The organism is Streptomyces sp. NPDC002671, from assembly GCF_053592475.1.
The window spans coordinates 1-3,433 of sequence record NZ_JBSFVU010000141.1 but is presented as its reverse complement, the minus strand read 5'-3'; the positions used below and the strand labels follow the sequence as shown (position 1 = coordinate 3,433).

Below are 3,433 nucleotides of genomic sequence, written 5' to 3'. Positions count from 1 at the left end.
GAACGCCGCTACGGCCCGACCGGCTACCCCCGGCTGATGCTCATGACCCTGTGCGAAACAGGCACCCGCGGCCTGATCGCAGCGGTCTTCGGCCCCGCCTCCAAGGGCGAGACCGACTACGCCCACGACCTGATCGGCCACCTGACCCCGGACATGCTCCTCCTGGCGGACCGCGCCTTCGACAGCAACGAACTGCTCGCAGACATCACAACCCAGGGTGCTCAGTTCCTGATACGCGCCACCAGCACCCGACGACCGCCGGTGCTGGCGCTGCTGCCCGACGGCTCCTACCTGACCCGGATCGGGGGCCTCCCGCTGCGGGTGATCGAGGCCGAGATCCACTCCCGCACCGCCGACGGCGGCGACTTCGGCGGGACCTACCGCCTGCTGACCACGCTCAACGACCACCGCACCGATCCCGCCGACCACCTGGTGCGTCTCTACCACGAGCGCTGGGGTGCGACACGAAGTCGCACGAGTTTGAGTGAATTACCTGAAGGAGGGCGGCAGTTGCTGTCGACAGGATAGTTCCGGGCCAGTGCTCAGGGCCCGTCCCCACTCCGGCATGCGTCGCTGGCAACGGCGGGGTGTGAAGCCCGGAGGAGAAGCCCAAGAGCTCCCGTTCCATCCGGGGGCTACAGGCAAGGGGAAGACCGGACGGGTGAACGCGAGTGAACCCCTGATGATGCTTCGTGATCGTGGGCCCCGCCGATGGGAGGTCGGAGCGGGGTGCAGGACTGGCCGCTGAGAAGCGGCAGGCGCCGGCTGGGCACCCATCACCAGCCGGGAGAGCATCGCCGTCCCGGAGTTTAGGGGGCACCCACCCCGGTCGTATCTCACTCGTGTGGAACGTGGAAACCCCGTTGGGGTCCGGATGCGAAGGCGCCCGGTAAGCCGACCGCAAGGAAGGCCCAACTCCCCAGCGGGCACAGGATGACCCAAGAAGCCAATGCCGGTGGCCGAAAGGCAGCGGGAAACCGGAGTACATGGCCAGCACCTCCGCTGGTCTCTCCGGACAACCGGCCGGATACGGGCTCCGCCCGGACCCGAAAGGGTGCTGACGTGGGTCAGGTGGGCCTGTGGGGAATCGATGACCATCAGCACCGGAACCGAAGGACAAGTTGGACGCCGTGACGACACAAACATCTCGGGCGGCTGCCGCCCGAGGCGCTGGCGATGCGGTGAACGGACCGGAGGGCGACTCCACCGACTGGCAGTCGATCGACTGGCCGGGCGCGGAAGAGGAAGTACGGCGGCTGAGGCAGCGGATCTTCACGGCGTCACAGGCAGGGGACCTCAAAAGGGTCCGCAATCTCCAGAAACTGATGCTCCGTTCCCGCTCCAACACGCTGGTGAGCGTGCGGCGGGCGACGGAGGTCAATGCTGGCCGCAAGACGGCAGGGATCGACGGGAGGACTGTCCTGCTGCCCCAGGGAAAGGCCGAGCTGGCCGACTGGATGCAGCATCGGGCGGCGCTCTGGAAGCCCCTGCCCGTCAAGCGGGTGTTCATACCCAAGGCCAACGGCCGCCAGCGCGGCCTAGGAATTCCCGTGATCACCGACCGGTGTCTTCAAGCCGTGGCGCTGAACGCGTTGGAACCCGAGTGGGAGGCGCGGTTCGAGCCGAGGTCCTATGGATTTCGGCCCGGCCGCGGCTGCCATGACGCGATCGGAGCGATCTTCCTGGCCGCCAAGGGCAAAAGCCCCAAGCGGCAGTGGATCCTTGACGCGGACCTGGCGGCGGCGTTCGACCGCATCGACCATGTCCGTCTCCTGACCGCTCTCGGCCACTTCCCCGCCCGGGGACTGGTCAAGCAGTGGCTCAAGGCGGGAGTGGTCGATCGCGGCTCCTTCGCCCCGACCGGGGAGGGGGTCCCGCAAGGCGGGATCATCTCCCCCGCGCTGATGAACGTGGCCTTGCACGGAATGGAAGAGGCTGCCGGAGTCCGCTACCGCACAACCGGCCCCCGCGCCGGTGAACTGGCAGTGGGCTCTCCGACCTTGATCAGGTACGCCGACGACCTGGTGGTGCTCTGTCACAGCCGTGACGAAGCCCAGCAGGTCAAGGAACGGCTCGCCGAGTGGCTGGCGCCCAGGGGCCTGGCCTTCAACGAGGACAAGACGCGCATCGCGCACCTCGACGAAGGCTGCGACTTCCTGGGGTTCACCGTCCGCCGCTACCACGGCATGCTGCTGATCAAGCCGAGCAAGGCGGCCGTGCGACGGATCCGGGCACGGCTCACCGCCGAAGTACTGGCCCTTCGGGGACAGAACGCGGCAGCGGTGATCGCCAAGCTCAACCCCATCATCCGGGGCTGGGCTGCCTACTATCGGGGCGTGGTCTCCAGCGAGGTGTTCGCCTCGCTGGACAGCCACGTCTGGAAGCTGGTCTACAAGTGGGCCAGGCACACGCACCCGAACAAGCCGAACGGCTGGGTGACAGCCCGGTACTTCGGCCGGTTCAACACCTCCAGGCAGGATCGGTGGGTCTTCGGCGACCGGGAGACCGGCCGCTACCTCACCAAGTTCGCCTGGACCAAGATCGTCAGGCACCAGTTGGTCACCAAGGGGGCGTCCGTCGACGACCCGGCGCTGACCGACTACTGGGCCTCGCGGCGGCGCAGGAACAAACCCCCGCTCAGTCCGTCCCGGCTGCACCTGCTCCAGGCGCAGCACGGGCGGTGCCCCCTCTGCGGAGACCTCCTCCTGCACGCCGACCAGCAGCCGCAAAGCCCCCAGGAATGGGAGCAGTGGCTGCGGGCAACCCGGATCGCGATGCGCGGCAACGCGCTCACCGTCGCTCCGGGAAGAGGCCAACCTGGCGATCTCGCCGCCTTCCGACTGATTCACGTCCGCTGCCACCGCTGGCGCGGTGGCAGCGGACCAGCAACTCTGGGTGCCCGCAAACCTTCAGGGCCTGCTTGAGCCGGATGCGGTCAACGCCGCCCGTCCGGTTCTGAGGGGGGTGCGGCGCAGCAATGCGCCGCACCTACCCGACAGATCGAGATCACCTACCTGGCGCTCCGTCACACCCTGCTCAAAGGCCGAGTTCTACGTTCGAAGGACCCGGTGGGTCTCAACCAGGAGATGTGGGGACTGCTCACCCTCTACCAGGCCCTGCGCTCGGTCATGGTGACCGCGGTGGAGACAATGCCCGGCTGCGATCCCGACCGAGCCGGCTTCACCGTCGCTCTGGAAGCCGCCCGCGACACGGTGGTCAGCCTCGTCGGAACGACCGCGGCCTCAGGGCCGAACAGCCGCTCCGACCTGGTGGGACACATCGGCGCCCGCGTCCTGCACGCACTGCTCCCCGGGCGCCGGATGCGACTGTCTGCCCGCATCGTCAAGTGCGGAACCTCCCGCTACAACATCTGGAACCGCGACGGGCGTCCACGCGACAGCACCCCGATCACCGCCATCGAGATCACCGTGCA

2 protein-coding genes and 1 pseudogene are annotated in these 3,433 nt (G+C 67.9%); all 3 read left to right on the top strand.

Translation table 11 applies throughout. From position 1 onward, the window contains the following. On the top strand, positions 1-528 hold a 528-nt coding region (locus tag ACWD35_RS45230), incomplete at its 5' end, for a transposase (RefSeq protein WP_451357138.1). A 653-nt stretch (positions 529-1,181) separates the two neighbouring features. Next, entirely contained in the window at positions 1,182-2,924 is a 1,743-nt protein-coding gene (gene ltrA, locus ACWD35_RS45225; RefSeq protein WP_451357137.1) for a group II intron reverse transcriptase/maturase, read from the top strand. 144 nt (positions 2,925-3,068) lie between these two features. After that, positions 3,069-3,433 (top strand): annotated as a pseudogene (locus ACWD35_RS45220) (IS4 family transposase); the annotation flags it as partial.